A 26,321-nucleotide genomic window follows, 5' to 3' on the forward strand; every position below is an offset into this window, starting at 1 on the left:
ACTGGTGGTCACGCATCCCGCGACTAACACCCACTCGAATCACGCCATATAGGAGCAACAGCACTGCGCATGGGACGACTACCCACGCCACAATCGCGTAACTACCCAACAACCCAAGAAATACGTCCATAGCTCATATTCTCAGAACGGTTGACAAACGCGAGACCCCCACTTCGAGAAGGGTCCTAGCCTCATCAGCACCCGATCCCGTCGCCGTCTCGGTCGAGGTCGTAGATGTCGACGCCGATTATGGTGACCGGGCCGCGCACATACTCGGGGCCGTTGCCACTGCCACCCGCGCAATCCACATCACTCGCGATCGGCACACAAGCGCCTGCATAATTCAGATCGCAGCCAGGAACGGGCGCCGGAGCTGGCGCGGGCGCCGGAGCAGGAGCTGGTGCTGGTGCGGGAACCGGAACCGGGATCGGCGCAACAACAGGAGCCGGGGCAGGCGCCGGAGCGGCCGCCGGCGCATCCGCACATGAACCCAGCACGCGTGCCATCGCCTCGCTTTCGGCCTTCGTCACCCAAAGACCGTAGGCGGCCTTCACCGAAACCTGATGCGACACATACGTGCAGCGGAACGATTTCGCCTTCGGTAGCCAGGTCGCGGTGTCGCCGGCGCCCTTCTGCGAGTTCGATGGGCCATCCACCGCGAAGAGGTTCATCGGATCGTTGGCCAACGCGATCCGCTGCTCCTGCGTCAGCTGCTGTGCACCCGTCTGCCACGCATTCGCGAGCGCCACCACATGGTCGATCTGCACTGCCATCGATGTCTTGTTGCCGCGCACGAAGTTGATGGTCTCGCCCGTGTACGGCGAAACAAGCACACCGCTGGTCACCTTGCATGGGCCGCTGCGCACGGTCGATTCGAAGTCGCGTTGCAACATGTCATTGCGCGTGTCACAGCCGTTTCGGTCCACGTCCAGCCATGCGCTGCCGAACATGCCGGTGCGGTCGTAGCCGGTCATCGGCGCCTTGCCCTTGACCGGCAGTGTGGCCAACAGCGCCAGTGCGGTCGTGCCGGATGGGTCGGCCACAAGCCCAGCAGGCTGTGGTTTCACCTCACTAGCCGGCTCCTCTGCGTCCTGCTTCGGGGCATCCGTCACTGTCGGACGCGGCGAAGAGATCGGCGGCGTCGAATCGGCGCTCGCCTGCGACGACTCGGCGTCCCGCTCCGGCACAAGTGGCGCGCCAACCCCCATCGTCACGACGGCGGCCGCCAGCACGACAGCAGCAACCTTGCGTCCGGCGAGCGAAGCCCAACCCGCGCGGCCAGTTACGAGTGAATACAGGGCGGTGACCACCCCGATGGCACCCCAGGTCACGAGAAGCCCACCGACACCACCGGATGCGACACCCGCAATAGTGAAGAGCGCCACGACGGGTGCCACCACCCAGAAGCTCGCGCCAAACCTCGGCCGCCATCGCGATCTGCCCACAACATCCCCCAAGGTAGATCTACAAGCTAGGGGAGACGCGGATGCGATCCCAGTCCCAGTCCGGGTACCGTCACCCCCATTTCGCGCCGTCGCAGGAGTAGCATCCGAGACAACCCCAACGGAGAGGTGGCTGTCATGGTTCCGGAGATCAACTGGTGGGCGGTCATCCTCGCCACGCTGTCCACGATGGTGATCGGCTCCATCTGGTACACGCCGAAAGTTTTCGGCAACTGGTGGGTGAAGGTCGCGCGGGTCGAGAAGCCGGCGAACGCCGTCTACGCCATCGTGCTAACCGTCATAGTGAGTTTCATCAGCGCGTGGGTGCTCGCCGGGGCAGCCGCCATCGCACAGCACTTCTACGGCGGCAGCTTCCTAGCGAACACGGTTGTGACCGCAATCATCCTGTGGGCGGGCTTCACCGCGGCACGCTTCATCACGCATGATGCGTTCGAGAACCGGCCCAAAGCGCTCACCCTGCTCAACATCGCGCACGAGCTGGTCACCTTCCTGGTCATGGCGCTGATCATCGGGGCGTTCGGGATCGGCGCCACATAGGGTGCGTCCCCTGAAGAGGGGAGCTTGGGTGTCGTGGGTGGCCCATACGATGATTTCACGCGATTATCCGAGACCCAGGAGTTCCCCTTGATCGACTTTCAGAATGGCAGCTTCGTCAAACTTTCTCCCGCGAATGTGAATGAAGGCCTAGCTCTCGTGGAGCCGATGCTCATCGACGGTGAAACGATCTTTGCTGCATTCCGTGGCATCCGCGATCAGGTCATATTCACGAACAAGCGCGTCATCGCTGTCAACGTGCAGGGCCTCACCGGCAAGAAGAAAGACTTCACCTCGCTGCCCTACAGCAAGATTCAGGCGTTCTCTGTCGAGACAGCTGGCACCTTCGACCTCGACAGCGAAATGGAGCTGTGGTTCTCCGGGCTCGGCAAGGTTCGCTTCGAGTTCAAGGGCAACTTCGACATCCGCTCATTCAACAAACTCATCGGCGGTTACATTCTTTGACCGGTGACATCTTCGCCGTCTTTACATCTTCGCTGCCGCTTCAGAGCGGAGCCATTGTGCTCGCCGGCGTGCTGCCCATCGCCGCTTCCTTCATCCTGGATAGAATTGTTGCCCTCGCGCGAGGTAAAGGGTGGGTGCCGATGTGGATTGCCGTCGGCCTTGTCCTCCTGGTCGGCCTAATCGGAGTGCTCGCCTACCAAGCCGGAGTCCAGCAAATAGCGGGGACAGCATGAGAACAAGTATCCATGGATGGCGCCCACAACAATATGGTCCTGTTCCTGCCGTGGGGGCTGGCCTTGGGCGCATTCGGGTTCTGTGCGCGGATGCTTCGCCTCGGCAAGCGGCGTCGCTGAGACACCTTCGAGAAGCTGCCCAAAGCGCTCACCCTGCTCAATATCGCCCACGAGCCGGTCGCGTTCTTGGTGATGAGCATCGGGGCGTTCGGGATCAGCGCGAGGTAACGACTCTGGGCAGGTTTCGAGACGCGACTTCGTCGCCCTCAACCAGCGGGATTGACCAGCAGCCCCGGATCCGGCGTTTTGCCGTACAATGACTGGATGGCAGCCGCAGCTTCTGAACGAGTCGAGTTCCGCATCACACCAGATCTCAAGGATGACATCGAGGCGGCTTCGGCGATGCTCGGCCTCACGACATCCGCATTCGTGAAAGACGCCGCACTGCGGCTGGCGCGGGAGACCATCCACCAGGAGCGCCAGATCCAGCTCGGGGCTGAGGCATGGGAAAAATTCACGGCGGCCGTGGATCGCCCTGGGGAGTACGTCGAAGGTTTCGCTGAGCTGCTCCGCCGCCCCTCGGTATTCAGCAACGACTGATGGCTTTCGCACAGCCGCGAGCGCTTCGGCGCGGTGACCGCGTGGGCGCCTTCGACTGCGGAGTTGCCGGCCTCAACAACTGGTTCAGAACACTGGCGTTGAAGAACCAAGAAGCCGGAGCATCCAGAACATTCGTCACAATCGCGGATGACGGCTCCGTGGCCGGCTACTACTCCCTCTCGTCGTTCACCATTGCCCGCGACTCCACCGGCAATCTCGGAGGCGGGCTGCCGGATCCGATACCGGCGACGCTCATCGGGAGGCTCGCAGTCGACCGGAGATTCACCGGCCTCAGCCTCGGGGGATCGCTGCTCCAAGATGCGGCCCTCAGGGCAGTGCAGGTTTCGCTGCAGGTTGGCAGTGCCGCAATCGTCGTGCATACCCGAGACGATTCCGTCGTACCGTTTTATGAACGCTTCGGATTCACGCGTCTCGACGGAGACAAGCAGACGCTGATCCTGCCGATGACGGATGCCGTGGCCACCGTGGAGGCGCTGCAGGAGCGGCGGTGAGCAGCTTGATCATCGGCGCGGTCTGAGGCGGCGGGCGGGGTGCGGATGCTCGCAGGTGCGCCGGCAGCGAGGCACCCGCTCTGCGCAGAAAACGAGGAGGAACAGCTCGCAGGCGGGCAGAGCCTCCTCGATTTCGCGCGGGTGCGCGAAAACCTCCTCGTTTTCGGGGAGGGGAGCGGAGGGGAAGAGCAGGGCGGGGAGGCGGCGAGCGGAGAACGGCGGGCGAATAGGCTGATGCGGTGGGCGACGACACCGGAGAGCTGAGCGCGAGCATCCGCGGCAGCCTCGCCCGGGCCGCCGCGCAGCTCACCGCAGCCGGAGCATCCGACGAGGCGCTCGCCGAATTCGTGCCCGCCCGCCGCGTCGCTCTCATCTTCACGCGCGAGGCCACCATGCGCCCGCTCGGTCGCGTCTGGCGGCTCGGAGTGCTGCTGCTCGACGCCGACGGCAACGCACACACCGTCGGAACGATCACGCGCGCGCAGCACACCGGCCGACCCAACCACCAGTCCGTGTCCGCCGAGACGCGCCGGGTGCAGCGCGCCGCCGCGCTCAAAGCCGGCTACCCCGACGGCGAGACCGTCAACTTCCACACCACCCCCATCGACCCCGACAACCCGGCCGGGCCGCTGCTCGTGCACGACGGCGAAGCCCGCGTGCGGTGGGTGGCCGGGGCGGCACCGGATGCTGCGGCGCCGCTCGACGCGTACCTCGCCGAGCGCATCCAGCTGCTGCTCGATCCGCCCGAAGGGGCCTGACCGCCCACACGTCGTCATGGCCGCCAAGCCGTGCTGGCCCCGCAGCACGCTCGGGCGTAGCGTGGAGGCATGGGCGTCACGGTGAAACGCGTGTACGAGCATCCGGAACCTGCCGACGGCTACCGCATCCTCGTCGACCGGGTGTGGCCGCGCGGCGTCAGCAAGGAGCATGCCGCCGTCGAGCTGTGGCTCAAAGAGGTGGGCCCCAGCACGGAGCTGCGCAAATGGTTCGGCCACGACCCCGAACGCTACGACGAGTTCGCCGAACGCTACCGGGCCGAGCTCGCCAACAGCGACGCCATGCGAGAGCTCACGGATGCCGTCAGCCAGCATGACACCGTCACGCTCGTCTACAGCGCCAAAGACGAACAGCACAACCAGGCCGTGGTGCTGCAGCAACTCCTCAGCTAGGAAGTCTCAGCAGAGTCGGCGGCGTCATCCGATTCCATGTCGCGGGGCCCCGTCACGCGTCCGCCCTCGATGAGGGCCTCAGGGTTCGCGGGCGCCGGCTCGGCGTGCGGAAACTCGAGAATGCGACCATCCGCATCCGTGATCGTGAAGCGTTGCGGGCTGCGCGTCGCGCTCGAACCGGGCGAGAGTGCGCCGTCCGGCGCCGTCGCCCGCCAATGGTAGTCCGCCTCGTAATCGGCCATGACCCCACTGTAGGCCGGGCGGCTCAAAATCGGCGCGCTATCTGCCCAACCAGGCGGCCGCCGTCGCGCGCAACGGCTCGGCCGCGTTCACCAGGAACTCCGGCAGGATGCCCGGCTGCAGGGCGAGCGCCAGCATCAGCCCGCCCACGACGGCGAAGTTCGCGGCCCACACCCAGAACGGCGCCAGCCTGAACCCCACATCGTCACGGATCGCGGATGCGCGCGCCAGCAGGTAGACGGGTGCGGTCGCAAGAGCCCACAGGCCGCTCGCGGGTCGCTCGTGCCCGTAGTCGCGCAACACCGTCGCATCCTGCTGCGCGAAGAGCAACGCGATCAGCCACGGAAGCAGCATCACGCCGAGCGCCGGCAGCGACCACGCGTCGAAGAACGACAGTGCAACATACGCGGCGGCGAGCCCCAGCCACGGCGTCACCGCCACCAGCCAGACGGATGCGGTGCCCCAGCGATCGGGTTCGTCCCATTCCTCGTCGTGGCCGCGGTTGTGGCTGTCAGCGAATCCGGTGCGCTCGTCGGCGTGCCGGTCGTCATGGCCCGCCCAGATGTCGCGGTCCTCGCCGCGGCCGTTCGGCTCCGCGTTCGAGGCCGGGGGAGCGGATGCGTCCGGGTCGAGGCCGCGCTCGCGCTGCTGCCGCCGCGTCATCAGTGTCGGCTCCACCTCCCGGTGGTCGAGCTCGCCGCGATCGAACTGCTGCTCGACAGCCGCAGCTGCGGGCATCGCCGACTCGGCGGTCTGCGCGGCCGCATACGCCGACACCGGCTGAGAGGACGCCTGCTGGGCGGATGCCTGCTGCTGGGCGGCCTGCGCTGCATACTGCTGCTCCGCGTGCTGGCGTTCCGCATACTGCTGCGCTGCCTGCTGCTGCGCTTGCTGCTGGGCGAACGCCTGCGCCTGCTGAGTCTGCGCCTGCTGAGCTTGGGCCTGTGCCTGATCCTGCGCGGGAATCTCCCCCGTGCGCACGGGCTCGGCCGCGGGCACCCGGCGGGTCTGCGAGAAGTCGAACGGTGACTGCGCTGCCGCGGCATCCGCTGCCTGCCCACCAGCCTGCTGAGCCGCAAGCATCGCGGCCGCGACCTCGGTCGGCAGGCCCGGAATCGCCACGCCGCCCGTGAGCGACGGCTGCGTGGCTGCGGCGGCAGGGACGGCTCCGGATGCCGCAGCACCCGACCCGGCCGTGTCGCCCCAGTCGATGGTCGGCTTGTTCGGCTCCTGCTGCTGCATGGCGGGCCACGGGATGGCCGGCTTGACGTCGACCTCCTCCGCGACGGCCGGCCGGGGCTGCGCCGGCTGGGCGGAACTCTCCGGAACCTGCGTCACGAAGGGCTGCGCGACACGGTCGTGGGTTGCGGCCGTCTGGTTGACGGCGGCGTGGGTCTGCTCGTCTGATGCGGGAAGGGCGAAGCTCTGCTTGACGCGCGGCGCGGGCGCGACATATGCCGTGGGCGCGACGCCGGGCAGAGGCGCGACACTCTCTGTCCAGGCCTGTCCATTCCACCAGCGCAGGTGACGGCGCGTCATCGGGTCGACGTACCAGCCTGCGGGCGCGACGTTGTGAGGAACTTCCGTCATTTGCTCTCCCGCGTTGCAATCCATCATCTCTGGCAGATCGCGGTCTGGGCAGCCCCCTATAAGGGTGCCTCGGGTATATCCGAGCATAGTCCATGCGTTCACATTTCATGAGGACGCGTCGAGACGGTGCCGTGGGCGCGCATCCGTCGCTAATGTGATCCTCATGACGCAGACCAAACCAGGGTTCGGATCCCGCATCGATCGATTCTTCCAGATCACGGAGCGGGGATCCACGCCGGGCCGTGAGGTGCGCGGCGGCCTGGTGACGTTCATGACGATGGCCTACATCGTCATCCTGAACCCGCTCATCCTGGGCGGAACCGACGACGTGACGGGTGGTGCGCTCGACGGGCAGCAGCTCGCCGCAGTGACCGGCCTCACCGCCGGCGTCATGACGATCCTCTTCGGTCTCGTCGCGAACCTGCCGTTCGGCCTCGCGGCGGGCCTCGGCATCAACTCCTTCCTCGCGGTCAGCGTCGTCGGCCAGGTCACGTGGGCGGAGGCGATGGGCCTCGTCGTCATCAACGGCCTCATCATCGTGCTGCTCTCGGCGACCAAACTGCGGGAGATGATCTTCAAGGCGGTGCCGGCCCCGCTGAAGACGGCCATCACCGTCGGCATCGGCCTGTTCATCGCATTCATCGGCCTGGTGGATGCCGGCTTCGTGCGGTCGAGCGGCGCCGCATCACCTCCCGTGCAGCTCGGCGACGGCGGATCCGTCACGACCATCCCGACCGTCATCTTCATCCTGGGGCTGCTCATCATGGGCGTGCTCATGGCGCGTAAGGTGCGCGGGGCGCTGCTCATCGGCATCCTCGTCACCACCGTGCTCGCGGTCATCGCGGAGGCGATCTTCAAGATCGGCCCGTCTTTCACCGCGGACGGCCCCAACCCGGCCGGCTGGAACCTCAACGTTCCGACCCTGCCCGAGTCGATCGTGTCACTGCCCGACCTCGGCCTCATCGGCGCCTTCAACTTCGGCGCATTCGAGCGCATCGGATGGCTCGCCGCCATCATGCTCGTCTTCACTCTCGTCTTCACGAACTTCTTCGACGCCGTCGGCACCCTGACGGGCCTCACGAAGGAGGCCGGGCTGCAGGATGACAAGGGCAACTTCCCGCGTCTGAAGTCGGCGCTGATCATCGAGGGCGTCGGTGCGGTGGCGGGCGGCGCGACCTCCTCATCGTCGAACACGATCTTCATCGACTCGGCGGCCGGTGTCGGCGAGGGCGCCCGCACCGGTCTCGCGAACGTGGTCACGGGCATCCTGTTCCTGCTGGCCATGTTCTTCACGCCGCTCACGCAGGTGGTGCCGCTCGAGGTCGCCGGTGCTGCGCTCGTCGTCGTGGGTGTGCTCATGGTGTCGCAGATCCGTTTCATCGACTGGACCGAGTTCTCCGTCGGCCTGCCCGTGTTCCTCACGATCGTGGTCATGCCGCTCACCTATTCGATCGCGAACGGCATCGGCGTCGGCTTCATCAGCTGGGTCATCGTGCGCGCCCTCGCGGGCAAGGCGCGCGAGATCTCGCCGCTGCTGTGGGTGGTGGCGGCGGGCTTCCTCGTCTACTTCGCCCGCGGCCCCATCGAGATGCTCATCGGAGCCTGACCCCGCTCCGCTACCCCCTCGCTCCGCTGCCCCTCGCGAGAGGTCGATACTCGCCTTTTCCGCGGTTCGTGACGGGCGGATGTTGACCACTCGCGCATCCGCGAGGGTGGGATCAGGGTGTGCTGAGCTCAGTTGTGTGGTGTGTGGTGTGTGGTGTGTGGTGTGTGGTGTGTGGTGGTTTTCTTGCGTGAGTGGTCGATACTCGCCCCTTCAACAGGTCGTGACGGGCGGATGTTGACCACTCGCGCATCCGCGAGGGTGGGATCAGGGTGTGCTGAGCTCAGTTGTGTGGTGTGTGGTGTGTGGTGTGTGGTGGTTTTCTTGCGTGAGTGGTCGATACTCGCCTTTTCCGCGGTTCGTGACGGGCGGATGTTGACCACTCGCGCATGTACAGGCACGTGGAGTCAGGATGTCCCGTACTCAGTTGTGTGGTGGTTTTCTTGCGTGAGTGGTCGATACTCGCCCCTTCAACAGGTCGTGACGGGCGGATGTTGACCACTCGCGCATCTACAGGCACGTGGAGTCAGGATGTCCCGTACTCAGTTGTGTGGTGGTTTTCTTGCGTGAGTGGTCGATACTCGCCCTATCCGCGGTTCGTGATGGGCGAATGTTGACCACTCGCGCATCCGCAAGAGAGAGCGAGCGAAGTCAGCGACGCAGGTCGTAGCGGGCGAGCGCGTCCGCGTCGCGGGCGTGGGTTGCCGCGCTGCGGGCCGTGTCGAGTGCCATCACGGGGTCCGCCTCGGCCTCGGCGACGGCGAGCAGCCGCTCCGATTCGGCCAGTCGGGTGCGGGCGGCGCTTCCGACCTGCCCGCGCCGCGCCGCGATGAAGTCGCGCGTCGCCGACAGTTGGCTGCTCGCCGAGACGAGCGCCCCGGCCAGTGCCTCGCGTGCCCCTTCGAGCCTGCGGGCCTGGTTGCGCGCCCCCGCGAGGCTGGTGTCGAGGCTCGCGTTCGCCTCCCGCAGGCGGTCGAGCGTGGCGACCGGGTCGGATGCGTCGAGGCTGGCGAGCACTGTCTCCACCTGTGAGACGGCGGTGATGACGGATGCCCCTGCCGCGGCATCCGGCGGACTGTCGCGTACGGCGCGCGCCTCGTCGAGGTTCGTGCGTGTCGAGTCGATCAGCTCCTGCATGGCGGCCGAGGCCGTGCCGAGTTGTGCGGCGAGCGATTCGATGGCGTCGAGCAGGTGGCCGGCCCGCCGGGCGTGGTCTTGGCCGTCGCGGATGGCGTCGATCGCGTCGGCGACGCTTGCTGAGGTGAGTGCGGCATCCGCTGTGTCTGCTGCGTCGACGGCTGCGGCGTTGGCGTCGGCGGCCTGCTCGAGGTTGTCGGTGACGCTGGCGAGCGCGGCGGGGGAGTAGCTGCGGGTGAGCAGCTCGTAGGCCTGGGTTTCCTGCTCCTGCCGGTGGCTGAGCTGTTCGAGCTGCCGGCGCAGTTCGGCCAGGTTGGCGGGGGCGTTCTTGTCGAGCTCGCGCAGTTCGTCGAAGCGGGCGAGCTCAGCGTTTAGCGTCGACTGCGCGGTCTCGCACAGGTGGACGATGCGGGCCGTCCAGTCGCGGCGCTGCGCCCCCGTGTCGGGCACGTGATCGTCGAGTCGCTGCTGTAGCGCGAAGGCCTCCAGCACGCGCCGCCGTGCTTCGGCGAGGGCGCGGGAGAGGTCGCCTGTCTTGGCCGTGCCGAACTGGGCGATCGCGAAGTCGAGCTCGTCGGCGGCGTCGCGCACCGCGTCATCCGCCCGCACCAGAAGGATGTTGGCGTGCCTCGTCTCCTTCGCCTGCGCATCCGTTCCCTTTCCGCGTGTGCGGCGGAACAGCAGCCAGAAGCCGACCGTGGTCGCGGCCAGGAACACCGCGATGAGTGTCGCCCCGGCCGTCCAGGCGGCGCTCGCCACGTCACCCATTCGCACGCCCGCAAGGGACATGGAGATGACGGATGCGGGCACCGGCGGCGCGAGGTTGGGCGGCACTGGTGCCGACGGTGCAGAGCATGACCACAAGTGTAGGGCGGCGATCCGTCGTTATCCCGGCCCGCCCACAGGGGGCCGGAGTACTGTGAAACCCGCGCCGCCTACCGTGAATACGGGCATTTGGCGCTTAAGGTGGCCCTGTGTGGCATGCCAATAGACAACCAGAGGATGACGACTTCATGACCGAGGTCGACGAGAACCCCGTTCCTGCGCAGAAGCAGGTCACGGCTCCGCATGCCCTGAGCTTGGGTGACCCGCGGTATACGGCGGCGAATATCGCTGAGCCGACCTGGGCCGGATGGCGTGAGCAGCTTGCCTCTGTCGGTGGCCGTTCGCCGTTGCTGCATTTCATTGACAACCCGCGCACTCGCATCGAGCTGAGCACAACGCATCCGGGTGGGCTCGCCCAGTTCATCACGGGGCAGAAGACGTTGCTGTCGAGCCTCATCCGTGACGATCTTGCCCTGCGTGCGGCGAAGGTCGCGGCAGGCGAGATCGCGTCGAAGAGCGCCGAGCTGGCCACGAGTCGCGGCATCGACGCCGTGCATCTGGGCATCGGTATCGCCGAATGGCAGCACGATGACGAGTCGTTCTGTGCGCCCGTTCTGCTGCGCCCTCTCGCCATCCGCCGTTATGGCCGTGATTTCGAGGTGAAGCTGCTGGGGGCGCCGTTCCTCAACCCGGAGCTGGCGCGCGCGCTGCACGAGCAGCACGGCGTGACGCTCGATGCGGAGGCCTTCGTGGCGCTCGCCGAGCACGACGGCTCCTTCAAACCCAATACGGTCATCGACCGGCTGCGCGGCCTCACCTCGCACCTGCAGTGGTTCAACGTTCAGCCGCGCCTGGTGGTGTCGTCGTTCGCGGATGTCGGGCGTCGCATGGTCGACGACGCAGCCCAGCTGGAGCATCCGGTGCTTGATGCGCTGGCCGGCAACCCTGGCGCCAAGTGGAGCATCGGTGAGGGCTATGCGCCTGTCGAGCCGCAGCATCCGGATGACCGTGCCCCCGAGACCGACACCCTGTTGCTTGACGCCGACACGGAGCAGGATGCGGTGATCGCGCAGATCGCGGCCGGCAACTCTGTCGTCGTCAAGACGCTGCCCGGCACGGGCGGCACGCAGACGATCGTGAACGCGCTCGGAAGTCTTGTCGGTCAGCACAAGCGCGTGCTTGTGGTGAGCCCGCGCCGTTCCAGCCTGCAGGGCATCTCCCAGCGGCTCGGCGACATCGGCCTGCCCGGTTTCGCCGTTTCGCCGTCGACCCTGCGCCGCGATCTGATCCGCTCCATCTCGCGCAACGAGAAGGCGAAGTCGCCGCAGCTGGGCGAGGTCGACGACGCGCTCGTGCGCCTGCGCAAGGTGCTGCTCGACTACCGGGTGGCGATCGCCCGCCGCGACCCCATGCTGGGCGTGTCCGTGCTCGACTGCCTCACCGAGTTGTCGCGTCTGGCGCTGCTGCCGACCCCGCCGTCGACGGTCGCGCGCCTGTCGCGCACCTCGGTGGAGCGTCTCATCGAGCGCCGCGACATGGCCGCGAAGGCGATGGTGGATGCTGCCGAGCTCGGCGAGTTCCGTTACGGCCCCGGCGACTCGCCCTGGTATGGCGCCAGTTTCGACACGAGCGAGCAGGCCACCATGGCGCACATGCTCGCCAAGCGCCTCAGTGAGAATGACGTTCCGAACCTGCTGCAGCGCGGCTCGGAGCTGATCAGCGCCACGCACATGCGACCGTTCGAGTCGATCACCGAACTGGGCGTGTATCTGCGTCTGCTGACGGACATCCGCGACACGCTCGACAAGTTCCAGCCGGTCGTCTTCGACCGCTCGCTGAGCGAACTGATCGCGGCGACCTCGGCGCGCAAGGACTCGCCCGAGATGTCGGGCGCGAACCGTCGCCGCCTGAAGAAGCTGGCGAAGGAGTACCTGCGTCCGGGTGTTTCCGTCGGAGACATGCACGAGTCGCTTGTGCGCATCCAGCAGCAGCGCCTGCTGTGGCAGCGCTACGTTGCGGCCGGGGTGCCGCCGCGCGTGCCGTCTGGCATCGCCTCCGTTCAGGTCGCGCACCAGCAGGTCGCGCATGACCTGAGCACGCTCGACCGCCCGCTCGGAACATCCGTCGTCGATCAGGAGCTCGTGAACCTGCCCATCGCGGATCTCCTCGCGAAGCTCGCCGGTCTTGCGGCAGAATCGGATGCCCTGGCGAACCTGCAGGAGCGGGCCCAGTTGCGCTCAACCCTGCAGGATCTGCAACTCGACCCACTGCTCACCGACCTCGCCCAGCGCCACGTCGAAGACGATCAGGTCGCCGCGGAGCTCGAACTCGCCTGGTGGCAGTCGGCGCTCGAGTCGCTTCTCGACGCCGACCGGGCGCTGCTCGGCGCGAATACGAGCGTGCTCGACCGCCTGGAGGCCGATTTCCGACTCGTCGACGAGGCACATGCGGCTGGCAGCGCACAACTGCTCGCCTGGCAGCTCGCCGAGAACTGGAGCATCGGGCTCGTCGACTGGCCGGAGGAGGCCACCGCGCTGAAGCAGTCGCTGCGCCGCGAGCACATCAGCTCAGAGCAGCTGCACGACGCGGCCCCGCACCTCTCCCGCACGGTCGCCCCCGTGTGGCTGGCGTCACCGTACGAGGTCGACCAGATCACGGATGCGATGCCCTTCGACACCGTCATCATCGTCGACGCCGGGGCGGTCACCCTCGCCGAGACGGTCTCCGCGATCCGCCGCGCCAAGCAGGTCGTCGCATTCGGCGACCCCGTCACGCAGACCCCGACCACCTTCACGACCGCCCTCACCGGCGAGACCCTCGCGGAGATCTCGGCCGAAGCATCCGAAGTCGCCGATGAGGACCTCGACGCCGTGCACGCCGACTCGGCGCTCGCCCGGCTCGGCTCGCTGCTGCCGACGCTCGCGCTCACCCGCAGCTACCGCGCCGGCGGCGAAGACCTCGCCGAGCTCGTCAACCGCCGCTTCTACGCGGGCAGGATCGAGTCGCTCCCGTGGGCGGGCAGCTTCCTCGGCCACGGCAGCCTGCGCATGGACCACGTCGCCGACGGCGTCGGCCTGCCGGACGAGGACTCGGGTGCCGTCGAAAGCCCCGACGCCGAAGTCGACCGCGTCGTCGAGCTCGTCATCGAGCACGCCAAGGCGCGCCCGGCCGAGTCGCTCATGGTCATCACGGCCAGCGAGAAGCACGCCGTGCGCGTGCAGCAGGCTGTGCTCTCCGCGCTGCCGGGCCGCACCGAGCTGAGCGAGTTCGTGCTCAGCGACCGCACCGAATCGTTCACCGTGTCGACCATTGAGCAGGCTGTTGCGCTGAGCCGCGACCGCGTCATCTTCTCCATCGGCTACGGGCGCACCCCGCACGGCCGCGTGCTCAGCGACTTCGGCTCGCTCGGACATCCGGGCGGCGAACGGCTGCTCGCCGTCGCCATGACCCGCGCCCGCCGCGGCATGGTCATCGTCACCTGCTTCGAGCCGGACGACATCGACGACAGCCGCATGGAGCGCGGCGCCGTCGCCCTCGCCGAGATCCTGGCCGACGCATCCGCCCGCACCACCGGCGAATTCATGCCCGACGACAGCGACCCCATGCTGGTCGACCTGGCGAAGCGGCTTGAGAAGCGCGGACTGCGGGTCGCCCTCGGCCACCGCGGAAAGCTCGGCCTGGTCACCTCATTCGGCGGCAAATGCCTCGCCATCGAGAGCGACACCGTGCTGCAGAACGGCAGCCTGCGCGAATCGCTGCGCCTGCGGCCGGAGCTGCTGCGCCGCCTCGGCTGGCACTACCTGCGCGTGCACTCCTTCGAACTGTTCAACAACCCGGATGCGGTGGCCGACCGGATCGTCGGCCTGCTGGGTGCAGGCCACGGCCCGGTGACCGAGCCGATTCCGGTGATCGCGTCGGCGTGATGGCCGAGCACGAGCCGGATGCTTCGGTGCCGGATGCCGAGAAGCAGCCTGCCCCGCGGCCGCGCGCACGAGTGCGCCGCCGGGTGACGACGCCTCCCGTTCCGGGTTCGGATCCGAACCCGGCGCAGGAGCCGCGCCGCCACCGCGACGGCGAGAACGACGAGCAACTCAAGCGCGACGTGCCGCCCCACTGGGGCTGAGCCTCACCCCGCGAGTCGAATCGCTACGGGTTACTCTGCTGGTTGAGGGGTCGCCGTCTACGGCGATCGTCTCGAAACCAGACCCCGCGCTACTCCGCGTGCTTGCCTGTTGCGTTGCCTGCCGCTTCTGATCGCGCGAGCAGGTCGCGGATGTCGGCGAGCAGGTCGAGCTCGGTGGGCGGCACCTCTTCTTCGGGTGCGCCCGCCTTGCGCTTGGCTTCGGCCCGCTCCTTGAGCTTGTTGATGGGCATCACGAGCGCGAAGTAGACGGCTGCGGCGACGAGCAGGAACTGGATGAGTGCGGCCACGATCGCTCCGAAGGCGAGCTCTGCGGTGCCACCGGCGGTCGTCGGGATCTCCACGATCCACGCCGTCTTGAGGTCCTCGGCGTTGAACAGCGCACCGAGTGCCGGGTTCAGTATCGACTCGACGAGCGCGTTGACGACCGCGGTGAATGCGGTGCCGACGACCACGGCGACGGCCAGGTCGATGACGTTCCCCCGCATGATGAATTCTTTGAATCCCTTGAGCATGAGCCGATCTCCTTATGACTTTGTGGAACTGCCTATGAGGAACTGCTTGTGCTGGCTGCGGGAGCCGCGGGGGTCGACGGTGAGGCCGCTTTTGTCGTCGAGGGTGTCGTCGACTGTGGCGCATCCTTCTTCGCCGAGCCCGACCGTGAATCCGTGCGGTAGAACCCAGACCCCTTAAAAGTAACGCCGATGTTGCTGAAAACCTTGAGCAACTCTGGCTTACCGCAGTTTGGGCATTCGGTGAGGGCGTCGTCGGTGAATGCCTGGTACTGGGTGAAGTCGTGGCCACAGGCGGCGCATCGGTAGCTGTAGGTGGGCACGGTCGTCCTAGCGTTGGGGGTTGTGTTGCTCAGAATGTGGTGATTCCGCCGGGGGTGACTGCCCCGTTCACGCTTTTGTCGTGGATCTCGGCGGGTACTTCGTCGACGACCTCGTTGTCGAACACAACAGCATAGACCGGCGGGCACTGCTCCATTGATCCGAGCATCCGGTCGTAGTATCCGCGGCCCCAGCCCATGCGCATCCCGCTGCGGTCGACGGATGCGGCGGGCACGATGATGAGGTCGACATCGTTGATGGCGATGGGGCCGAGCACGTCTCCGACGGCTTCGGGCATTCCGTAGGGGCCTTCTGTTTCGCTTTCGCCGTCGTCGACGACCCAGTCGAGCAGGCCGTCGTCGCGGGAGACGGGCAGCAGTACGCGGATGCCTTCACCGTTGGCCCAGTTGAGGTAGGGCCGGATGTTCGGCTCGTCGGATGCGGGCAGGTAGGCGGCGATGGATCGCGCGCCGAGTCGCGTGGTGAGTTCGCTGAGGTGCTCGGTGAGGTCGGCTGTGGCGGTGTCGCGTTCGGTGGCGGTGCGGATGCGGCGGCGTTCGCGAAGTTCGGCCCGCAGCGCACGCTTGCGGTTTGGCAGGTCGTCGTTCATGACAGCCATCCTACGGAACGGTACCCTGACACGTATGGCCTTCACGATCACCAAAGCCGTCATCCCCGCTGCGGGGCTCGGCACCAGGTTTCTTCCCGCCACCAAAGCGATGCCGAAGGAGATGCTGCCTGTCGTCGACAAGCCTGCCATCCAGTATGTGGTGGAGGAGGCGGTCGATGCCGGCCTCACCGATGTGCTGATGATCACGGGCCGCAACAAGAATGCGCTCGAGAACCATTTCGACCATGTGGGCGAGCTTGAGGCGACGCTGGAGCGCAAGGGCGACACTGAGCGTCTGGAGAAGGTCAACTTCTCTTCAGAGCTCGCGGACATGCACTATGTGCGGCAGGGCAACCCGCTCGGTCTGGGGCATGCGGTGCTGCGCGCGAAGATGCATGTCGGCAACGAGCCGTTCGCGGTGCTGCTGGGTGACGACATCATCGACGCGCGTGATGTGCTGCTGACGCGCATGATCGAGGTCCAGGGGCAGCGTGAGGCGAGTGTTGTGGCGCTGTTGGAGGTAGACCCGTCGCAGACGCACCTGTATGGCATCGCCACGGTCGAGCAGACCGATGAGGATGATGTGGTGCGCATCACCGGCATGGTGGAGAAGCCGCCGCCGGGGGAGGCGCCCTCGAATCTGGCCATCATCGGCCGCTACGTTCTCACGCCTGATGTGTTCCGCATCCTGGAGCGCACCAAGCCGGGCAAGGGCGGCGAGATCCAGTTGACGGATGCGCTGCAGACGATGGCTGAGGCGCCGGATGTGACGGGCGGGGTTTTCGGTGTCGTGTTCCGCGGCCGCCGCTATGACACGGGCGACCGCGCCGACTACATCAAGGCGATCGTGCAGCTCGCCGTCGACCGTGAGGATCTGGGCCAGGAGTTGCGCCCCTGGCTGAAGAGCTTCGTGGCGACCCTCGACTGAGGCGCACACTTAACCCATGGCCGCAGGAACGCCGACGCTCTCCGATGGTGCCGTCACGATTCGCCCGATCAGGGTGAGGGATGCGCGCGCGCTCGAGCGTGAGCTGCTCGACAACCGTTCATGGTTGAGCAAGTGGGAGGCGACCAGTCCGTACGGGCCGACCGAGTTCGACGCGCGCTTCAGCATCCGGAGTCTGCAGGCGCACGCACGCGCCGGGCATGGGCTGCCGTTCGTGATCGAACATGAGGGGCAGTTCGCGGGGCAGCTGAACGTGTCGGGCATCACCTACGGCTCGCTGGCATCCGCGACGCTCGGCTACTGGGTGTCGGAACGTTTCGCGGGCAAAGGGGTGACGCCGGCCGCGGTGGCCCTCGCGACGGACCACTGCTTCTTCGGCCTGGGCCTGCACCGCATGGAGATCTGCATCCGGCCGGAGAACGGGCCGAGCCTGCGCGTGGTGGAGAAGCTGGGGTTCCGCTACGAGGGGCTGCGGCGGCGGTACATCCACATCGACGGTGACTGGCGCGACCACTTCTGCTTCGCGCTCGTCGCCGAGGAGGTGCGCACGGGTGTGCTGCGGCGCTGGCGCGACGGCGCCGTTCCGGCGGCGAACGCCCGCATCCCCGAAGGCGACCTGCGGGCGGCAGGCCTCCGCCCCTAGCCCCCTCGCCGGTTGAGGAGCGACGAAGGAGCGTCTCGAAACCTCACCAACGAACAACCCGGCCCCCGATCGCCCGTGACACACCTGCCCGCCTGTGCCGCGCATCCGCTTGCCCCTCGTACCGTTGTCTCATGGGAATGGATGGGCTCAGTTCGAGTGTGGTGATCGCGCTCGCGGCTGTGCTCTGGTTGGCGTATCTGCTTCCCACGTGGTTCAAACGGCGCGAGTATCTGTCGACGGAGCGCAATGCGGTGCGCCTGCAGCAGACGCTGCGCATCATGGCTGAGACGGCCGAGGTCCCCGATCAGGTTCGGGTGGAGAGTTCGGCGCGCAGTGCCGCCGTGCAGGAGAAGATCATGCAGCGCGAGATGCAGCGTACGAGGGCGATTCAGAAGGCTCAGGATGCGGCGGCGGCCCGGGCGGCTGCGCGTCAGTTGGCGGAGTCGCGGCCTGCGATTGCCGCCGATGTGGCGCGTTCGTCGCAGTCGTCGCGCAGGCTCAGGCGTTCGCGTCTGGTGTCGACATTGGCGCTGATCGCGGCGCTGGTGGGTGTTGTTGTCGGCGTGGCTCAGTTGGCGGCGGGCACCGGGTGGGTGCTGCTGGCTGGTTCTGTTGTGGTCGCTGTGGGTGCCGTGGTGTTGTTGGCGCAGTTGGCTGCCGTGTCGCGGGCGCGCGCGCAGTTGGCGCAGGGCCTTGAGCGTTCGGCCCCGGTGGCGTCGCCTCTGCGTGACATGTTCCCGCAGCAGCAGGCGCTGGCTGCGGGTGGCGAGTGGACGCCCGTGCCGGTCCCGAAGCCGCTGTATCTGTCGCGGCCGGAGGCTCCGGCTGCCCCGCGTGTGACGTTCGCGGATGCTGCGGCTCGCCTGGCGAGGCCTGCCGCGTCGACGGTGACCCCGGATGCTGTTCCCGATCATGCGGCGGAGCTGCGGGATGCTGCGGCGCGCTCCGAGCAGGCGCTGCGGGACGCACAGCAGCAGACGACACGCATCGCGCCCGCACCCGCCGTGGAGGTCCCCGCGGAGACGAGCCGCTTCGCTCGGATGGGCATCATCGACGACGCGGAGCTGGCCCCTGTGGCCCTCGATGAGGCGCTGCGCCGTCGTCGCGCGGTCTGAGCATCCGCTTTCACTGAGTTGCCTCCAGGTGCTCTTCGTGCGCCCGTTCGCCAGCAGTTAGGGGCAACTCACGGGCGGACGGCCGTGTTCGGGGCGGCTGGTGCGAGGTGTTATCGTAGTTACCGCACTAGGGCCCTTGGCGCAGTTGGTAGCGCGCCTCGTTCGCATCGAGGAGGTCAGGAGTTCGAATCTCCTAGGGTCCACCAGTGTCAGCCAGCAAACCCTCGGTCTTCGGCCGGGGGTTTGCTGCGTTGTGGGCACGTGCGCGTGGCGACGGCTGTGCTTTGTCGCGACGGCGGTGAAACGTTCTGCAGCCGTCGCGACAAAGTGCAGCCGCGGTTTCAAGAGAGGCGCCTCAGTGCTCCGGATGTCCTGGCCGGGGAGATGACCTGGCATGCAAGTCTCGTCCATACTGTAGCTATGGAGCGAGAGAGCCAGCGCAACCGAGGGCGGTTGTCGGGGCACGTTTACGACAGCATCAAGGAGCGACTTCTCGATGGCGACTACCCCGCGGGGTCCCGGGTGTCGGTTGAGGCGCTGCGCGCCGAGTTCACTGTGAGCAAGCAGCCCATCATGGAGGCCCTGCGTCAGCTGGCGGCGGACGGCATCGTCGAGATTCTTCCCCAGATCGGATGCGTCGTGGTCGGCTATTCGCCGCGTGACGTGGAGGACTTCTTCGAGATCTTTGCCGCATTCGAGGGAGCACTGGCGGGCGCCGCAGCCCAGCGTCGAACCCCTCGCGACGTCGAGGGCCTCCAGCGTGTGCTTGACTCCGTCACCGCGAGAAGCAACCGCGCCGGCCACGATGAGTCCGCGACCTACCGTCGCGAGAACAGGGAATTCCACGCGGCCATCCACCGCATCGTCGCCTCGCCGATCATGGCCGATTCGAGCCGCCGGCTGTGGGATCTGAGCGACTTCCTCATCAACACGACGGGCACGCCGCTGCCTCTCAGCTATGTGACGTCGGAGCGGCATCGCGAGCACGGAGAGATCGTGAAGGCCATTGCCGACGGCGATGCGGGCAAGGCTCGTGCTCTCATGGAGGCGCACATCCGCGAGACGCCCAAGCACATCGCGGGCGGCGCGACGACCGCATCCGCAGCATCCGCGTCCTGAACATAAGTCCTTAACATAAAAGGCAGCGCCCGAGCCGAAGCCCGAGACGCTGCCTTTGTGAGTTGGCTGCCGGATGCGCTCAGTTCTCGAGCGGGTTGTCTGCGCTGTTGCGGAACGCCGCCTCCTTGCGGCCCCAGCCGCCGGGGATGAGGGCGACGGAAACGACCGAGATGGCGCAGACGATCATGAGGTACACGACCACCGCCTGCCAGCCGCCTGCGGCGAGGAGCGCGACGGCGATCGTGGGAGCGAAGGCGGGGCCCGCGATCTGCGAGATCGTGTACCCGACCGAGGCGCCCGTGTAGCGCACCTCTCGCGTGAAGATCATCGCGAAGAGCGAACCGGTGACTCCCGCCGACGGTGCCATGGCGATACCGAAGATCAGCGTGACCGCGAGGGCGAAGGCCCACGGGTTGCCCGTGTTGATGAGCACGAAGCCGATCGGTGTGGCGATGAGCATGAGTACGGCGCCAAGGAAGTACATGGTCTTGCGGCCGTACCTGTCAGAGAGCGAGCCGAACACCGGGTACAGGATCACGGCCACGATGGCGGCGAAACAGACGCCTGCCAGCGCCGCGGTGCGGTCGATTCCGACGCCGCCGCTGTAGTTCACGAGGAACGCCATCGTGATGTACGCGAGCACGCCCTGGCTGAGATAGGTGCCGGCAACAAGGAGGATTTCGCGCCAGTGTCGACGGAAGGCCACGACGAGGGGAACCTTGACAATCTCTGACTTCTCGCGCGCCGCAGCGAACGCCGGGCTTTCGCTGAGCGACAAGCGGATGAACAGGCCGACCGCCACCAGAAGGATGCTGAGGATGAACGGCACGCGCCAACCCCACGAGAAGAAGTCTTCATCGGGCAGCTGCGCGACCAGGAGGAACGCGAGCGTCGCGAGGAACGTGCCGGCCGGGGCGCCCATCTGCGGGAACGCCCCGTAGAAGCCGCGCTTGCCGAGAGGTGCGTGCTCCACGGCCATGAGGGTCGCGCCGCCCCATTCGCCGCCGACCATGAGGCCCTGGAACAGGCGAAGCACCGTGAGGAGGATGGGGGCCAGGATGCCGATCTGCGCGTGGCCGGGGAGGAGGCCCATGAGGAGGGTGGCCAGCCCCATGCCGAGGAGCGAGATGACGAGCATCTTCTTGCGACCGACGCGGTCACCGAAGTGGCCGAAGATGATTCCGCCGAGGGGGCGCGCCAGGAAGCCCACGCCGAAGGTGGCGAAGGAGAGCAGCGTGCCCATGAGCGGGGTGGAGTCGGGAAAGAAGATCTGGGGGAAGACCAGAGCCGCGGCGGTGCCGTAGATGAAGAAGTCGAAGTATTCGACTGTTGTGCCGATGAAGCTTGCGCTGGCGACCTTCAGCGGTGACGTACCGCCAGCTTTCTTTGCTGCGACCGGTGTCGTCGTTGTCATGGGTTTTCCTCTCTGAAAACTCACTCGCATGCTAGCGGGTTAGTTAGGAAAGAATAGGCCCGCCGGAGCGCGATGCGCAACCCACCAGATAATTGATCCCCGTCTCGACCCATGGCGATGCGCGTCTTGCATGCTAGTATGCAACACGGAGATTGTTCCACCGGGGTCAGCGACCCACATCTCGAAGGAGAGAGCGAATGACAGCATCCACTGAATTCGACACCGACGTCATCGTCGTGGGAACCGGGCCTGCGGGTGCGGCCACCGCTCTGGCGCTCGCCGACTACGGCGTGAAGACCCACGTGGTGTCCAAATGGAACTGGCTCGCCAACACGCCCCGCGCGCACATCACCAACCAGCGTGCGATGGAAGTACTGCGCGACCTCGGCATAGAAGACGAGGTCACCCGACTCGCCACCCCGTGGGAGCACATGGGTGACACCATGTTCACCACCAGCCTCGTCGGTGACGAGATTGCGCGCATCCGCACCTGGGGCACCGGCGACAAACGCTACGGCGACTACCTGCAGGGCAGCCCCTGCACCATGCTCGACATCCCGCAGACCCTCATGGAGCCCGTGCTCGTCAAGAATGCGGCAGCCCGTGGGGCGGATGTCTCGTTCAACACCGAATATCTGTCGCACGAGCAGGATGAGACCGGTGTGACGGTGCGGCTGCTCAACAAGCAGAGTGGCCAGGAATACACGCAGCGCGCCCGCTACCTTGTCGGTGCCGACGGAGCCAAGTCGAAGGTTGCCGAAGAGCTCGGCCTGCCCTTCGAAGGCGAAGTCGCCCGCGCCGGCACCGTCTACATCCTCTTCAACGCCGACCTGCGCCAACACGTCGAGCACCGCCCCAGCATCCTGCACTGGATCATGAACCCCGCCGCGTCGATCGGCGAGATCGGCATGGCCACGTTCCGCGCGATCCGGCCCTGGGATCAGTGGATTCTCGGGTGGGGCTTCGACATCGACGCCGGCGAACCCGACCTCAGCGACGAGTTCCTTCTCAGCCAGATCCGCACCCTCACCGGGATTGCCGACCTTGAGGTCGACATCGAGCGCAAGATGATCTGGTACGTCAACCAGCAGCACGCCGAGCTGTACCACCGCGGCCGCGTGTTCTGTGCCGGGGATGCCGTGCACAGGCATCCACCGAGCTCAGGACTCGGCTCCAACACCTGCATGCAGGATGCGTTCAATCTCGCCTGGAAGCTCGCGTTCGCCGTCAAGGGCTGGGCTGACGAGACGCTGCCTGCCAGCTACTCCGACGAGCGGGTGCCCGTCGGGCGGCAGATCGTGGCCCGCGCCAACCAGTCCCGCAAGGATTACGCCCCCGTGCGCGCCGCGATCTCCGACTCCGAGGCCAGCGACCCGCTCGCGGCGGGGCTCAAACGGCTGCGCTCCGCAACGCCCGAAGGTGTGGCCGCCCGCAAGGCCCTCCACGCGGCGCTCGAACTCAAGAACACCGAGTTCAACGCGCAGGGTGTCGAACTGAACCAGCGCTACGAATCGAGCGCCGTCATCCCCGACCCCACCCTCGGCGACGAGGAGTGGCAGCGCGACCGTCAGCTCCACCTGCAGGCCACAACGCGGCCGGGGGCCAAGCTTCCTCACGCGTGGCTCGTCAACGAGAAGGGCGTGCGCGTCTCCACCCTCGACGTCACGGGCCACGGCCTCATGTCGCTCGTCACCGGAATCTCCGGCGCGGCCTGGGCAGAAGCCGCCCACCGCATCCGGGCCCCCTACCTGCGCACGGTCGTGGTCGGAGAACCCGAACACGCAGACCTCTACGGTGACTGGAATGCGGTCAGCGAGATTGATGAGGCGGGGGCTATTCTGGTGCGCCCCGACGGTTACATCGCATGGCGGCAGCCCGCAGCCGTGCTCGACGCAGAAGAGGCGTACCGGCAGCTCACGGCAGCGCTTTCGAAAGTCCTCGGCACGCCCGAGGGGAACGGAGAAAACTCATGACCCAGCAGCCATTCACATCCGTCTGGTCGGATCTCGCCGCAGTCGAATACAGCCAGGGCTACAAGGAGGCCGGCGGCTACCGCACCCGGTACCTGCACGCGGGCGACACCTCCAAGCCGACCCTCATCATGATGCACGGCATCACCGGACACGCTGAGGCGTACTCGCGCAACCTCCGTTCGCACTCTGAGCACTTCTCGTGCTGGGCGATCGACTTCATCGGTCACGGGTACTCGTCCAAGCCCGAGCATCCGCTGGAGATCAAGCACTACATCGACCAGGTGCTGTCGTTCATGGATGCGATCGGCGTTGAGAAGGCCTACTTCTCGGGCGAATCCCTTGGCGGCTGGGTGGCCGCGAAGATCGCCCAGCTCTACCCTGAGCGGGTCGAGCGAGTCGTGCTCAACACGATGGGGGGCACGATGGCGAACCCGCAGGTGATGGAGCGCCTCTACACGCTCTCGATGGCTGCCGCAGAAGACCCCTCGTGGGAGCGGGTGAAGGCGCGGCTGGAGTGGCTGATGGCCGACCCGAGCATGGTGACGGATGACCTCATCAAGACCCGGCAGGCGATCTTCCAGCAGCCTGACTGGAAGATGGCGTGCGAGATGAACATGGCGCTGCAGGACCTGGAGACGCGCAAGCGCAACATGATCTCGGATGACGACCTGCGGGCCGTCTCCGTGCCGGCCATGGTGCTGTGGACCACAAAAGACCCGTCAGGCCCCGTCGATGAGGGCCGCCGCATCGCGTCGCTCATCCCCGGCGGCAAGCTCGCGGTGATGGAGGAGTGCGGTCACTGGCCGCAGTATGAAGACGCCGAGACGTTCAACCGTCTGCACCTGAACTTCCTCCTCGGCAACGACGACCCGCAGGTGAAGAATCCCATCGAGGGTGGTGCCTCATGACGCTCGCGCTGGTGACGATGTCGCACAGCCCCCTGCTGGAGTTCGTCGACCCGCCCGCCGAGGTCAAGGCGCAGGTCGAGGTGGCCTTCGAGGCCGCGCGGGCATTCGTGAAGGACTACGACCCCGACCTGGTGATCAACATCGGGCCAGACCACTACAACGGGTTCTTCTACGACATCATGCCGCCGTTCTGCATCGGCTATGAAGCGGTCGCGATCGGCGATTTCGGCACGCAGGCCGGCGCTCTGGATGTTCCCAAGGAGCTCGCAGCAGAACTCACCGATTACCTCATGCACCGCGACATCGACATGACAGTGTCTCTGCGCATGGAGGTCGACCACGGTGCCGTGCAGCCGATGGAGATCATCTACGGCGACATCACGGCAAAGCCGATACTGCCGATCTTCGTCAACTCGGTGGCGCCTCCCTTCACGCCGCTTCGACGCATCCGGCAGCTCGGTGAAGGCATCGGTGCTTTCGTCAAGGAGCACCTCGCCGACAAGAAGGTGCTCATCATCGGGTCGGGTGGGCTTTCGCACGAACCCCCCGTGCCGCAGATCGCCACGGCGACCCCCGAGGTGCGCCAGTCGCTTCTCGGAGGTGGCCGCCACCTCACGCCCGAGGCGCGGGATGCGCGGCAGCAGCGCGTGATCAGCGCAGCGAAGGACTTCGCCGCCGGAATCAACGTGGTCAAGCCGCTCGCCCCCGAATGGGATCGGGAGCTCATGCGCATTCTCGCGACGGGCGACCTCTCGCCCATCGACGAGTGGAGCCCCGATGAGATGACCGAGGTCGCAGGCAACTCCTCGCATGAGGTTCGCACGTGGATCGCCGCCTACGCGGCCCTCGGTGTCGTCGGCGAATACACGGTCGACTACTCCTTCTATCGGCCGATCCCCGAGTACATCGCCGGCTTCGGCGTCACCATCGCGTCGCTGAAGTAGCTGGACTCCGCCCGGGCTGAGGCGTTTTCTGCGGTTCGAGGCGCTTGAACCCACCGCGGCGGTTGTCGCCTCGAACCGCCGAAAACAGCTCGCGGCTCGAGCGGCGCGCCTCAACTCTCCGGGATGGGCTCCTTCGGCAGCTTGCGCACGCGCGCACGCCGCCGTCGCCGCTCGGGGATCATGGAGCGCATCTCCTCGAGTCGGCCGAAGCACAGCATCCGGTCGCCCGCCTCGAGCAGTACGTTCTTGCGGGGGTTCGGGATGACCTGGGTGCCGCGGTGGAGGGTGAGCACGGTGATGTCTCGCTCCCACAGCCCCGATTCGCCGAGAGTCTTGCCCACCAGGTCGGCGTTGGTGTGCACGAGCAGTTCGGCGACGCCGTAGCCGGTTGAGACGCTGAGCCTCTGGCGCACGTCGATCTCGGGGAAGGCGACCTGGTTGGCGATGAAGTCGATGATGGCGCCGGCCACGTCGAGCCCGGTGGCCGTCTCGATGCCCTGAAGGCCGGGCGAAGAGTTGACCTCCATGACGAGCGGCCCGTCGTTGCCTTCGAGCATGTCGACGCCCGCGACGCGCAGACCCATGATCTGAGCGGCCCGCACGGCCGCCTGCTCGTATGCGGGCGTCAGTTCGACCGGCTCGACGGTGCCGCCGCGGTGCACATTCGACCGGAACTCGTCACCGACTGCGACGCGCCGCATGGCCGCGACAACACGGTCACCGACGACGAGGGCCCGGATGTCCCTCCCGCGGCTCTCCGAGATGAAGCTCTGGATGAGCACGTTCTGTTTGGTGGAGTGCAGTGTCTCGATGATGGCTTCGGCGATCTTCACTTCGGGGGCGAGGATGACCCCGATGCCCTGAGTGCCTTCGAGCAGCTTGATGACGACGGGCGCGCCGCCGACGCGTTCGATGGCGAGTCGAACATCCGCTCTGCTGTGCACGAAGGCGGTGGCGGGCATGCCGATGTTGTGGCGCGAGAGGATCTGGGTTGCGCGCAGTTTGTCGCGTGAGTTGGTGATGCCGTTGGCGGTGTTGGGCGTGTACACGTCCATCTGTTCGAACTGGCGCACGACGGCGGTGCCGAAGTAGGTGATGGAGTTGCCGATGCGGGGCAGTACGGCGTCGTAGTCGGAGAGCAGCCGGCCGCGGTACTGCAGGTCGGGTTCGTCACCGGAGAGGTCGATCGCGAAGCGCAGTGTGTTGAGCACTTTCACGTTGTGGCCGCGCTGCACGGCTGCCGCGCGCAGCCGCTGCGTCGAGTACGCCTGTGGGGCACGCGAGAGTATTGCAAGTTTCATCGT

24 protein-coding genes, 1 tRNA gene and 1 pseudogene are annotated in these 26,321 nt (G+C 66.6%); 17 read left to right on the forward strand and 9 right to left on the reverse strand.

Annotated features, from left to right (window positions below; translation table 11 throughout):
* Window positions 1–194 precede the first annotated feature (194 nt).
* On the reverse strand, window positions 195–1,397 hold the full coding sequence (locus tag FB562_RS00805) for an HNH endonuclease family protein (protein ID WP_246081287.1): 1,203 nt from the start codon (window positions 1,395–1,397) through the stop codon (window positions 195–197).
* A 183-nt stretch (window positions 1,398–1,580) separates the two neighbouring features.
* On the opposite strand from FB562_RS00805, the gene FB562_RS00810 reads away from it, so the two are divergent.
* From FB562_RS00810 to FB562_RS00835, 6 genes are all read left to right on the forward strand, one after another.
* Window positions 1,581–2,000 carry a DUF1761 domain-containing protein gene (locus FB562_RS00810; protein WP_141879405.1) on the forward strand — a complete coding sequence of 140 codons (420 nt, stop codon included), beginning with the start codon at window positions 1,581–1,583 and terminating at the stop codon, window positions 1,998–2,000.
* Window positions 2,001–2,087: 87 nt separating this feature from the next.
* Window positions 2,088–2,462, forward strand: a complete 375-nt coding sequence (locus FB562_RS00815) for a PH domain-containing protein (RefSeq protein ID WP_141879406.1) — start codon at window positions 2,088–2,090, stop codon at window positions 2,460–2,462.
* A 557-nt stretch (window positions 2,463–3,019) separates the two neighbouring features.
* Window positions 3,020–3,295 carry a type II toxin-antitoxin system TacA family antitoxin gene (locus FB562_RS00820; RefSeq protein WP_141879407.1) on the forward strand — a complete coding sequence of 92 codons (276 nt, stop codon included), beginning with the start codon at window positions 3,020–3,022 and terminating at the stop codon, window positions 3,293–3,295.
* On the forward strand, window positions 3,295–3,807 hold the full coding sequence (locus FB562_RS00825; RefSeq protein ID WP_141879408.1) for a GNAT family N-acetyltransferase: 513 nt from the start codon (window positions 3,295–3,297) through the stop codon (window positions 3,805–3,807). Before FB562_RS00820 ends, FB562_RS00825 begins: the two co-directional genes overlap by 1 nt.
* A gap of 239 nt (window positions 3,808–4,046) precedes the next feature.
* Window positions 4,047–4,565, forward strand: a complete 519-nt coding sequence (locus FB562_RS00830; RefSeq protein WP_141879409.1) for a hypothetical protein — start codon at window positions 4,047–4,049, stop codon at window positions 4,563–4,565.
* A 69-nt stretch (window positions 4,566–4,634) separates the two neighbouring features.
* Complete coding sequence (locus tag FB562_RS00835) at window positions 4,635–4,976, forward strand: DUF488 domain-containing protein (protein WP_141879410.1); 342 nt, start codon at window positions 4,635–4,637, stop codon at window positions 4,974–4,976.
* Here FB562_RS00835 and FB562_RS00840 read toward each other — a convergent pair.
* The gene (locus FB562_RS00840) at window positions 4,973–5,218 is read right to left on the reverse strand and encodes a hypothetical protein (protein WP_141879411.1); all 246 of its coding nucleotides are present in this window, start codon (window positions 5,216–5,218) and stop codon (window positions 4,973–4,975) included. The two genes, FB562_RS00835 and FB562_RS00840, sit on opposite strands and share 4 nt — an antisense overlap.
* Window positions 5,219–5,255: 37 nt before the next feature.
* Window positions 5,256–6,806, reverse strand: coding sequence for a DUF2510 domain-containing protein (locus FB562_RS00845; protein WP_185740411.1), 1,551 nt, complete (start codon window positions 6,804–6,806; stop codon window positions 5,256–5,258).
* Between the two features lie 163 nt (window positions 6,807–6,969).
* Here FB562_RS00845 and FB562_RS00850 point away from each other — a divergent pair, with 163 nt between their 5' ends.
* Window positions 6,970–8,412: an NCS2 family permease gene (locus FB562_RS00850; protein ID WP_141879413.1), complete on the forward strand. Its 1,443-nt coding sequence runs from the start codon at window positions 6,970–6,972 to the stop codon at window positions 8,410–8,412.
* Window positions 8,413–9,060: 648 nt separating this feature from the next.
* Here the strand turns inward: FB562_RS00850 and FB562_RS00855 are convergent.
* A complete protein-coding gene (locus FB562_RS00855) occupies window positions 9,061–10,380 on the reverse strand; it encodes a hypothetical protein (RefSeq protein ID WP_141879414.1) in 1,320 nt (439 codons plus the stop codon).
* 179 nt (window positions 10,381–10,559) lie between these two features.
* Between FB562_RS00855 and FB562_RS00860 the strand changes: the two genes are divergently transcribed.
* Together FB562_RS00860 and FB562_RS00865 are read left to right on the forward strand one after the other, a co-directional pair.
* The gene (locus FB562_RS00860) at window positions 10,560–14,294 is read left to right on the forward strand and encodes a DEAD/DEAH box helicase (protein WP_246081288.1); all 3,735 of its coding nucleotides are present in this window, start codon (window positions 10,560–10,562) and stop codon (window positions 14,292–14,294) included.
* On the forward strand, window positions 14,294–14,494 hold the full coding sequence (locus FB562_RS00865; RefSeq protein WP_141879416.1) for a hypothetical protein: 201 nt from the start codon (window positions 14,294–14,296) through the stop codon (window positions 14,492–14,494). The genes FB562_RS00860 and FB562_RS00865 overlap by 1 nt, the downstream gene beginning before the upstream one ends.
* Window positions 14,495–14,583: 89 nt before the next feature.
* Here FB562_RS00865 and mscL read toward each other — a convergent pair whose 3' ends face one another.
* From mscL to FB562_RS00880, 3 genes and pseudogenes are all read right to left on the reverse strand, one after another.
* The gene (mscL, locus tag FB562_RS00870) at window positions 14,584–15,027 is read right to left on the reverse strand and encodes a large conductance mechanosensitive channel protein MscL (RefSeq protein WP_141879417.1); all 444 of its coding nucleotides are present in this window, start codon (window positions 15,025–15,027) and stop codon (window positions 14,584–14,586) included.
* 224 nt (window positions 15,028–15,251) lie between these two features.
* Window positions 15,252–15,494, reverse strand: a pseudogene (locus FB562_RS13930) (FmdB family zinc ribbon protein); the annotation flags it as partial.
* Complete coding sequence (locus FB562_RS00880; protein ID WP_141879419.1) at window positions 15,377–15,955, reverse strand: 5-formyltetrahydrofolate cyclo-ligase; 579 nt, start codon at window positions 15,953–15,955, stop codon at window positions 15,377–15,379. The pseudogene FB562_RS13930 and the gene FB562_RS00880, both read right to left, overlap by 118 nt.
* Window positions 15,956–15,989: 34 nt before the next feature.
* Between FB562_RS00880 and galU the strand changes: the two genes are divergently transcribed.
* The 5 genes from galU to FB562_RS00905 all read left to right on the forward strand — a co-directional run bounded on the left by galU (window position 15,990) and on the right by FB562_RS00905 (window position 19,778).
* Window positions 15,990–16,883, forward strand: coding sequence for a UTP--glucose-1-phosphate uridylyltransferase GalU (gene galU / locus FB562_RS00885; protein WP_141879420.1), 894 nt, complete (start codon window positions 15,990–15,992; stop codon window positions 16,881–16,883).
* A gap of 16 nt (window positions 16,884–16,899) precedes the next feature.
* Window positions 16,900–17,544 carry a GNAT family N-acetyltransferase gene (locus FB562_RS00890; protein WP_141879421.1) on the forward strand — a complete coding sequence of 215 codons (645 nt, stop codon included), beginning with the start codon at window positions 16,900–16,902 and terminating at the stop codon, window positions 17,542–17,544.
* Window positions 17,545–17,681: 137 nt separating this feature from the next.
* Window positions 17,682–18,659 (forward strand): DUF3040 domain-containing protein, encoded by a 978-nt coding sequence (locus FB562_RS00895; RefSeq protein ID WP_141879422.1) that lies wholly within the window; start codon window positions 17,682–17,684, stop codon window positions 18,657–18,659.
* Between the two features lie 130 nt (window positions 18,660–18,789).
* Window positions 18,790–18,865: transfer RNA gene (locus FB562_RS00900), tRNA-Ala, on the forward strand.
* 214 nt (window positions 18,866–19,079) lie between these two features.
* Window positions 19,080–19,778 carry a GntR family transcriptional regulator gene (locus tag FB562_RS00905; protein WP_221625348.1) on the forward strand — a complete coding sequence of 233 codons (699 nt, stop codon included), beginning with the start codon at window positions 19,080–19,082 and terminating at the stop codon, window positions 19,776–19,778.
* Between the two features lie 79 nt (window positions 19,779–19,857).
* On the opposite strand, the gene FB562_RS00910 is transcribed toward FB562_RS00905, so the two are convergent.
* The gene (locus tag FB562_RS00910; RefSeq protein WP_141879424.1) at window positions 19,858–21,192 is read right to left on the reverse strand and encodes an MFS transporter; all 1,335 of its coding nucleotides are present in this window, start codon (window positions 21,190–21,192) and stop codon (window positions 19,858–19,860) included.
* A 197-nt stretch (window positions 21,193–21,389) separates the two neighbouring features.
* Between FB562_RS00910 and FB562_RS00915 the strand changes: the two genes are divergently transcribed.
* The 3 genes from FB562_RS00915 to FB562_RS00925 are packed head-to-tail and all read left to right on the forward strand — an operon-like array spanning window position 21,390 to window position 25,017.
* Window positions 21,390–23,165, forward strand: coding sequence for an FAD-dependent monooxygenase (locus FB562_RS00915; protein ID WP_141879425.1), 1,776 nt, complete (start codon window positions 21,390–21,392; stop codon window positions 23,163–23,165).
* Window positions 23,162–24,073 (forward strand): alpha/beta fold hydrolase, encoded by a 912-nt coding sequence (locus FB562_RS00920; protein ID WP_141879426.1) that lies wholly within the window; start codon window positions 23,162–23,164, stop codon window positions 24,071–24,073. Before FB562_RS00915 ends, FB562_RS00920 begins: the two co-directional genes overlap by 4 nt.
* Window positions 24,070–25,017: a 3-carboxyethylcatechol 2,3-dioxygenase gene (locus FB562_RS00925; protein WP_141879427.1), complete on the forward strand. Its 948-nt coding sequence runs from the start codon at window positions 24,070–24,072 to the stop codon at window positions 25,015–25,017. Before FB562_RS00920 ends, FB562_RS00925 begins: the two co-directional genes overlap by 4 nt.
* Before the next feature lie 110 nt (window positions 25,018–25,127).
* Here FB562_RS00925 and rimK read toward each other — a convergent pair whose 3' ends face one another.
* Window positions 25,128–26,318 carry a 30S ribosomal protein S6--L-glutamate ligase gene (gene rimK / locus FB562_RS00930; protein WP_141879428.1) on the reverse strand — a complete coding sequence of 397 codons (1,191 nt, stop codon included), beginning with the start codon at window positions 26,316–26,318 and terminating at the stop codon, window positions 25,128–25,130.
* Between the last annotated feature and the right edge of the window lie 3 nt (window positions 26,319–26,321).

This window comes from Homoserinimonas aerilata, assembly GCF_006716125.1.
In the GTDB taxonomy this organism is placed as follows: Bacteria; Actinomycetota; Actinomycetes; order Actinomycetales; family Microbacteriaceae; genus Homoserinimonas; species Homoserinimonas aerilata.

What these genes read in the sequence shown, in the direction of transcription:
- FB562_RS00810 (WP_141879405.1), top strand. Translation starts at nt 1,581, where the DNA reads ATGGTTCCGGAGATCAACTGGTGGGCGGTCATCCTCGCCACGCTGTCC.
- FB562_RS00820 (WP_141879407.1), top strand. Translation starts at nt 3,020, where the DNA reads ATGGCAGCCGCAGCTTCTGAACGAGTCGAGTTCCGCATCACACCAGAT.
- FB562_RS00825 (WP_141879408.1), top strand. Translation starts at nt 3,295, where the DNA reads ATGGCTTTCGCACAGCCGCGAGCGCTTCGGCGCGGTGACCGCGTGGGC.
- FB562_RS00835 (WP_141879410.1), top strand. Translation starts at nt 4,635, where the DNA reads ATGGGCGTCACGGTGAAACGCGTGTACGAGCATCCGGAACCTGCCGAC.
- FB562_RS00840 (WP_141879411.1), bottom strand. Translation starts at nt 5,218, where the DNA reads ATGGCCGATTACGAGGCGGACTACCATTGGCGGGCGACGGCGCCGGAC.
- FB562_RS00845 (WP_185740411.1), bottom strand. Translation starts at nt 6,806, where the DNA reads ATGACGGAAGTTCCTCACAACGTCGCGCCCGCAGGCTGGTACGTCGAC.
- FB562_RS00850 (WP_141879413.1), top strand. Translation starts at nt 6,970, where the DNA reads ATGACGCAGACCAAACCAGGGTTCGGATCCCGCATCGATCGATTCTTC.
- FB562_RS00860 (WP_246081288.1), top strand. Translation starts at nt 10,560, where the DNA reads ATGACCGAGGTCGACGAGAACCCCGTTCCTGCGCAGAAGCAGGTCACG.
- FB562_RS00865 (WP_141879416.1), top strand. Translation starts at nt 14,294, where the DNA reads ATGGCCGAGCACGAGCCGGATGCTTCGGTGCCGGATGCCGAGAAGCAG.
- mscL (WP_141879417.1), bottom strand. Translation starts at nt 15,027, where the DNA reads ATGCTCAAGGGATTCAAAGAATTCATCATGCGGGGGAACGTCATCGAC.
- FB562_RS00880 (WP_141879419.1), bottom strand. Translation starts at nt 15,955, where the DNA reads ATGAACGACGACCTGCCAAACCGCAAGCGTGCGCTGCGGGCCGAACTT.
- galU (WP_141879420.1), top strand. Translation starts at nt 15,990, where the DNA reads ATGGCCTTCACGATCACCAAAGCCGTCATCCCCGCTGCGGGGCTCGGC.
- FB562_RS00890 (WP_141879421.1), top strand. Translation starts at nt 16,900, where the DNA reads ATGGCCGCAGGAACGCCGACGCTCTCCGATGGTGCCGTCACGATTCGC.
- FB562_RS00895 (WP_141879422.1), top strand. Translation starts at nt 17,682, where the DNA reads ATGGATGGGCTCAGTTCGAGTGTGGTGATCGCGCTCGCGGCTGTGCTC.
- FB562_RS00905 (WP_221625348.1), top strand. Translation starts at nt 19,080, where the DNA reads ATGGAGCGAGAGAGCCAGCGCAACCGAGGGCGGTTGTCGGGGCACGTT.
- FB562_RS00910 (WP_141879424.1), bottom strand. Translation starts at nt 21,192, where the DNA reads ATGACAACGACGACACCGGTCGCAGCAAAGAAAGCTGGCGGTACGTCA.
- FB562_RS00915 (WP_141879425.1), top strand. Translation starts at nt 21,390, where the DNA reads ATGACAGCATCCACTGAATTCGACACCGACGTCATCGTCGTGGGAACC.
- FB562_RS00920 (WP_141879426.1), top strand. Translation starts at nt 23,162, where the DNA reads ATGACCCAGCAGCCATTCACATCCGTCTGGTCGGATCTCGCCGCAGTC.
- FB562_RS00925 (WP_141879427.1), top strand. Translation starts at nt 24,070, where the DNA reads ATGACGCTCGCGCTGGTGACGATGTCGCACAGCCCCCTGCTGGAGTTC.
- rimK (WP_141879428.1), bottom strand. Translation starts at nt 26,318, where the DNA reads ATGAAACTTGCAATACTCTCGCGTGCCCCACAGGCGTACTCGACGCAG.